At 64.1% G+C, this 6,286-nt stretch carries 4 protein-coding genes; all 4 read left to right on the top strand.

The window, feature by feature from the left end; genetic code table 11:
- Positions 1–190 precede the first annotated feature (190 nt).
- The 4 genes from ABSG20_RS30870 (at position 191) to ABSG20_RS30855 (ending at position 6,091) form a co-directional block, all read left to right on the top strand.
- Positions 191–1,684 (top strand): FAD-linked oxidase C-terminal domain-containing protein, encoded by a 1,494-nt coding sequence (locus ABSG20_RS30870; RefSeq protein WP_423868241.1) that lies wholly within the window; start codon positions 191–193, stop codon positions 1,682–1,684.
- A gap of 5 nt (positions 1,685–1,689) precedes the next feature.
- Complete coding sequence (locus ABSG20_RS30865; protein WP_423868240.1) at positions 1,690–2,928, top strand: FAD-binding protein; 1,239 nt, start codon at positions 1,690–1,692, stop codon at positions 2,926–2,928.
- The gene (gene glcF, locus ABSG20_RS30860; RefSeq protein WP_423868239.1) at positions 2,925–4,241 is read left to right on the top strand and encodes a glycolate oxidase subunit GlcF; all 1,317 of its coding nucleotides are present in this window, start codon (positions 2,925–2,927) and stop codon (positions 4,239–4,241) included. Before ABSG20_RS30865 ends, glcF begins: the two co-directional genes overlap by 4 nt.
- A gap of 839 nt (positions 4,242–5,080) precedes the next feature.
- Complete coding sequence (locus tag ABSG20_RS30855; protein WP_423868238.1) at positions 5,081–6,091, top strand: TorF family putative porin; 1,011 nt, start codon at positions 5,081–5,083, stop codon at positions 6,089–6,091.
- Positions 6,092–6,286 lie beyond the last annotated feature (195 nt).

Genomic DNA, 6,286 nt, shown 5'->3' with positions numbered 1-6,286 from the left:
CCGCATCGGGACCGCCCGAGTGGTCCCCTCACCCCACCCTCTCCCGCGCTAAAGAAGCGGGGAGAGGGAGTGAGAGAGTTGGGGCCACCATCGGCGAGCTACCCAACGCGCGGCGGACGTGCTTGATTTGCCGGGAAAACAGGTAAAGCGCGGACGTTTGGCGACAAGCGGCCGCCCGGGAGTAACGCCCATGACCATACTAATGCCGGCATCGGATCAGGCCGTTCTCGACCGCCGCGAGACCATCGTAGCGGCGCTGCGCGCGATCGTGCCGGGCGAGGGCGTGATCGACAGCGCGGCCGAAATGGTGCCTTACGAGTCCGACGGCCTGATGGCCTATCGGCAGCCGCCGATGGTGGTGGTGCTGCCGGATACCACCGAGCAAGTCTCGCAGGTGCTCAAATATTGCTTCGAGCAAGGCATAAAAGTCGTGCCGCGCGGCTCCGGCACCTCGCTGTCCGGCGGCGCGCTGCCGCTGGCCGACGGCGTGCTGCTGGGCTTAGGCAAATTCAAGCGCATCCGCGAGATCGATTTCGACAACCGCGCGGTGGTGACCGAGCCGGGGGTGACCAATCTCGCCATCAGCCAGGCGGTCGCGCACGAAGGATTCTATTATGCCCCCGACCCGTCGTCGCAGATTGCCTGCTCGATCGGCGGCAATGTCGCGGAAAATTCCGGCGGCGTGCACTGCCTGAAATACGGCATGACCACCAATAACATACTGGGCTGCGAAATCGTGCTGATCACGGGTGAAATCATCCGGGTCGGCGGCAAGTGCGCCGAGGCCGGCGGCTACGACCTGATGGGGATCATCACCGGTTCCGAGGGCCTGCTCGGCGTCATCACCGAAATTACCGTGCGGATTTTGCAGAAGCCGGAGACGGCGCGCGCGCTGATGGTCGGTTTCGCGCAGGTCGAGGCGGCCGGCGAATGCGTGGCGCGCATCATCGGCGCCGGGATCATTCCGGGCGGCATGGAGATGATGGACAGGCCGGCGATCCACGCTGCCGAGGCCTTTGTCCATGCCGGCTATCCGCTCGACGTCGAGGCGCTCCTGATCATCGAGCTCGATGGCCCCGGCGTCGAAGTCGATGAACTGATCAACCGGGTCGAGGCGATCGCGCTGGCGTGCGGCTCGACCACCTGCCGGATCTCCGCCTCGGAGGCCGAGCGCAACCTGTTCTGGGCCGGCCGCAAGGCGGCCTTTCCGGCGGTGGGACGGATTTCGCCGGATTATCTCTGCATGGACGGCACCATCCCGCGCGGCAAATTGCCGGAGGCCCTGGCGCGCATCCGCGACCTCTCGGCCAAGCACGATCTGCGCGTCGCCAATGTGTTTCACGCCGGCGACGGCAATCTGCATCCGCTGATCCTGTACGATGCCAACAAGCCAGGCGAAATGGAGCGCGCCGAAGCCTTCGGCGCCGATATCCTGCGGGTTTGCGTCGAGCTCGGCGGGGTTCTCACCGGCGAGCATGGCGTCGGCATCGAGAAGCGCGATTTGATGCCGGAGATGTTCAGCGAGATCGATCTGAAGGCGCAGCAGCGGCTGAAATGCGCCTTCGACGCCAAGGGGTTGCTCAACCCCGGCAAGGTCTTTCCGACCCTGCACCGCTGCGCCGAACTCGGCCGCATGCACGTCCATGCCGGCCAGCTGGCCTTCCCGGATCTGCCGAGGTTTTGAAGACCGTGGACACAATGAGAGTACGTGACGCGCGGGACGTCGAGCAGGCCGTGCGCGCGGCTGTCGCCAGCGAGCAGCCGCTGGAAATCATAGGCCATGGCTCCAAGCGGCAGATCGGCCAGCCGATCGCGACCAACGCGCTGCTCGATCTGTCGGCGCTGAATGCGGTGACGTGCTACGAACCGAACGAACTGATCATCACCGTGCAGGCCGGGGCGCCGCTCGCCGACGTCAAATCGCTGATCGACTCCAAAAACCAGCAGTTTGCCTTCGAGCCGATCGATACCGCGGCGCTGTTGGGCGGTCCAAGCCGCGGCACCATCGGCGGCATGATCGGTGCCGGCCTCGCCGGTCCGCGCCGCATCAAAGCCGGAGCCGCGCGCGACCATCTGTTGGGGGCGCATGCGGTGTCGGGTTTTGGCGACAGCTTCAAGGCCGGCGGCCGGGTAGTGAAGAACGTCACCGGCTACGATCTCTGCAAGCTGCTGGCGGGGTCCTGGGGCACGCTGGCGGTGATGACGGAAGTGACTTTGAAGGTCATGCCGAAGCCGGAAAGCGAGCGCACGCTGCTGCTGCGCGGGCTCGATGACGTCACCGCCAACCGGGCGATGACGGCCGCGCTGGGCTCGCCCTTCGATGTGTCGGGCGCGGCGCACGTACCGAGCTCGGCATTTCCAGCTGATTTTGGCGGGCTTGGCGCCCTGGGAAATCAGCGCGAGGCGGTCACCTTGCTGCGGCTGGAGGGCATTCCGGCATCCGTGACCCATCGCGCGGCCGCGCTGGGCAGACTGCTTGCGCGATTTGGGGCGGCGGAAATCCTGCAGGATGCCGCCTCCGAGGGGGTCTGGACCTCGGTTCGCGATGTTCGCCCGTTCGCGGCCGACGGGGCGCTCGGCATGTGGCCGGTGTGGCGGATCGTCTGTCCGCCGGCCTCGGGCGGCGCGCTCGGCCAGGCACTCGCGCGGGGTACCGGCGGCGATGTGATCTACGACTGGGGCGGTGGCCTGATATGGGCGGCGTTGCCTCCCAAACCGGACGCCCAGGCGGCAATGGTGCGCGCGCGCGTCGATGCCGCCGGCGGCCACGCCACCCTCGTTCGCGCCGCCGAGGAAGTCCGGCGCCACGTCGATGTGTTTCATCCCCAGCCTGGCGGCCTTGCTACCTTAAGCGAACGGGTGCGCGACAGCTTCGATCCGAAGCACATTCTCAATCGCGGCCGGCTGACCAGGGGACCGGCGGCATGAAAACCGAATTCAGCCTCGCTCAGCTCGCCGATCCCGATATAGCGGAGGCCGACAAGATCCTGCGCGCCTGCGTTCACTGCGGTTTTTGCACCGCGACCTGTCCGACCTACGTGCTGCTCGGCGACGAACTCGATAGTCCGCGCGGCCGGATCTACCTGATCAAGGAGATGCTGGAAAAGGACCGGCCGCCGACACCAGAGGTGGTCAAGCATATCGACCGCTGCCTTTCCTGCCTCGCCTGCATGACGACCTGTCCGTCGGGTGTGAACTACATGCATCTTGTCGATCAGGCGCGGGTGCGCATCGAGGACGAATATTTAAGGCCGCTGACCGAACGAATGCTGCGCGCGGCTCTCGCCTATATCCTGCCGCGCCCCGACCTGTTTCGCTTGAGCATGATCCTGGCGCGGTTTGGCCGGCCGCTGGCAGCCCTGCTCCCGAGCCCCAAAACCGCATCGGCAATACCGACTTTATTGCAGCGCATCAAGGCGATGCTGGCCCTTGCGCCGCGCGGCCTGCCGCAACGGGGACCCGCCGCCGGAAGCGTTTTTCCGGCGCTCGGCGAGAGCCGGGGCCGCGTCGCCCTGCTGCAGGGCTGCGCCCAGCAGGTGCTGGCGCCGCGTATCAATCAGGCCGCCATCAACCTGTTGACCCGCCACGGTATCGAAGTCGTGCTGGTCAAGGATGAGCAGTGTTGCGGCGCGCTGACCCATCACCTCGGGCGCGACGGCGACGCACTGGAGCGCGCCCGCGCCAACATCGGCGTCTGGCTCGCGGAGGCCGAGCTTAACGGTCTCGACGCCATTCTGATCACGACATCGGGCTGCGGCACGGTGATCAAGGACTACGGCTTCATGCTGCGCGAGGACCGCGATTTCGCCGGCCCCGCCGCACGGATTTCAGCGCTGGCCAGGGACATCACCGAATATGTCGACGGCATCGGCCTAAAGCGTCAGCGGCAACACAGCGACATTGTCGTCGCCTATCACTCGGCATGTTCGCTGCAACATGGACAGAAAATTACACAGCTTCCGAAAGAATTGCTTTCCAAGATTGGATTCGTGGTGAAAGATGTGCCCGAGAGCCATTTGTGTTGCGGTTCGGCGGGGACCTACAACATTCTCCAGCCTGACATTGCGGGCAGATTGCGCGATCGCAAGGTCGCCAATTTAGCGATGGTCAAGCCGGACATGATCGCCGCGGGCAATATTGGATGCATGGTGCAGATTGCCGGCGGCACGTCCGTTCCTGTGGTCCACACGATTGAGCTTCTCGACTGGGCGACAGGCGGTCCCCGGCCAGGATTGAACTGATCGATCGGCCCCGCGCATGAGGCGGACGGCCTGAAACGCCCGATCGACACGATCGGCGGCAACAGGAGGATCACAATGGCTAAAGGCAAAAAGAAGGCGAAAAAAGCCAAGAAGGCTGCCAAGACCTACGGCAAGAAATCCAAGTCGGCGGCGCCGAAGAAACCGGCCAAGAAGGCCGCCAAGAGCCCAGCGTACAAGAGCCCGGCCAAGAAGGTTGCTCCGGCTCCCGAAGCGGCCGCTCCCCCACCTGCCGCTTCCAAACCCGCCACGCCCCCCGCGCCCAAGCCCGCCACGCCCAAGCGTGCCAGACCCAAGCCTGCCGCATCGAAGCCCGCGGCAGCTCCGGCCCCTGCGCCCGCCCCCAGCTGGGCGGCTCCCAGTCCCCCTGAAGCCAGCCCCGCTCCGTCCTGGGAGCATTCGGATGACCATGCGCCGTCAAGCCCAGCGCCCTCGGGCGGGGATAGCGACGCATAGCGAACCGGGTCCCGGCCAAGCCAGGGCTCAGGGCCGCAGCGCCAGACGCTGCGGCCTTTGCTTTTTGGCGGCCTGCCGATTCGCGTAAGCATCCGCAAGGCTGTTGCGCCAACCCCCCTGGAGCGTGCGCTGGACGACATTTCGCCTCCGAAGTTGTTGTCAGAATGCAACACACGCCGACAACATTTCAAAGAAGTACCCATTTAGCCTATTAAAGCGGCATTTGATTGACTTTTTTGCTTCACGGCGGCGGCGGTAAGTTTCAGATTGGGGCGGAGTTAAGAAATAGTTGTGCAGTTGGTTAATGCTCGTCCTCCGGGGGCCTCAGGGCCAGCCAAGTTGGACTGATGGTGATGGGGATCCAAATGAAGAAGATGGTTTTGTTGGCGTCGGCTCTGGCAATGGTATCGGGGGCTGCCATGGCCGCGGACATGCCGCTGAAGGCGGTCAAGGCACCGCCGCCGGCGGCGTTCGATCCCTGGGATCTCGCCTTCGGCAGCGCGATTATGAACGACTACATCTTCCGCGGGGTGACGCAATCCAATCATCAAGCCTCGGTCGCGGCCTATTTCGAGCCGCGCTACAATGTCACCAAGGACCTGCAGCTCTATGTTGGCACGTCAGCCGAAAGCATTTCGTTCGCGAACCGCGCCGCCGCGGAAGTGGACGTCTACGGCGGTATTCGTCCGACCTTCGGGGCCGCGGCGTTCGATTTCGGTGTCTGGGGCTACCTTTATCCGGGTGGGAGCTGCGCTGATAACGTCGTAACTCTCTTTCCCGGTGGCGTTGCCGTTCCCGGTGGCAATGTGTGCCCTGTCAGCACAACGACGATCTTCCTTGGAGACGGCAACGTCATGAAGAAGAACGTCAGCTTCATGGAAGTCTACGGCAAGCTCAACTACACCATCAATGACAACTGGGCATTCGGGGTGAACGAGTATTATTCGCCGAACTTCCTGAACTCCGGTGCGTGGGGTGACTACGCATCGATCACCGGCAAATACACCGCGCCGAGCACCGTATTCGGCAGCAGCGGCGTGGGCCTGTATGTGTCCGGCGAGTTCGGCCGGCAATGGCTCGGAACCACCGACGCATTCTACGGTGTCGCGGCATTCCCGTCAGGCATCAAGTATGCGGACTACGATACCTGGAACATCGGCATTGGCTTCACCTATAAGGTGTTCACGCTCGATCTGCGCTACTCCGACACCGACCTCTCGAAGGGTAATTGCAATGCCTTTACCAGCACGTTCAACGGTACCGGAACGACCAACGTGACTCCGATCAATCCGACCGGCGTGGGCTCGAACTGGTGCGGCACGGCTGGCATCGCCAAGCTCTCGGCCGACCTGACAGCGATGAGCAACCTGAAGTAGGTTCTTCTTCCTGATCGACAACAAGAGGGCGGCAGAACAATCTGTCGCCCTTTTTTGCTTTGGCTGACCGATCGGGGCCGGACGGAGCAGGTGCCGTGGGCACAGGCGGCGGGCGCAATGGTTACGACGGCTCGACCTTCGCGCCCGGGTCCTGCAGCGCGAAGCGATCGCCGTCGCGGGCAAGCTCGACATGGC

It is taken from the genome of Bradyrhizobium sp. (assembly GCF_049512235.1).
GTDB lineage: Bacteria > Pseudomonadota > Alphaproteobacteria > Rhizobiales > Xanthobacteraceae > Bradyrhizobium.
This window is presented reverse-complemented; position numbering and strand designations above follow the sequence as displayed.

Bases quoted from the DNA above. Each gene is read 5' to 3' on its own strand.
- ABSG20_RS30870 (WP_423868241.1), top strand. From the start codon at position 191: ATGACCATACTAATGCCGGCATCGGATCAGGCCGTTCTCGACCGCCGC.
- glcF (WP_423868239.1), top strand. From the start codon at position 2,925: ATGAAAACCGAATTCAGCCTCGCTCAGCTCGCCGATCCCGATATAGCG.
- ABSG20_RS30855 (WP_423868238.1), top strand. From the start codon at position 5,081: ATGAAGAAGATGGTTTTGTTGGCGTCGGCTCTGGCAATGGTATCGGGG.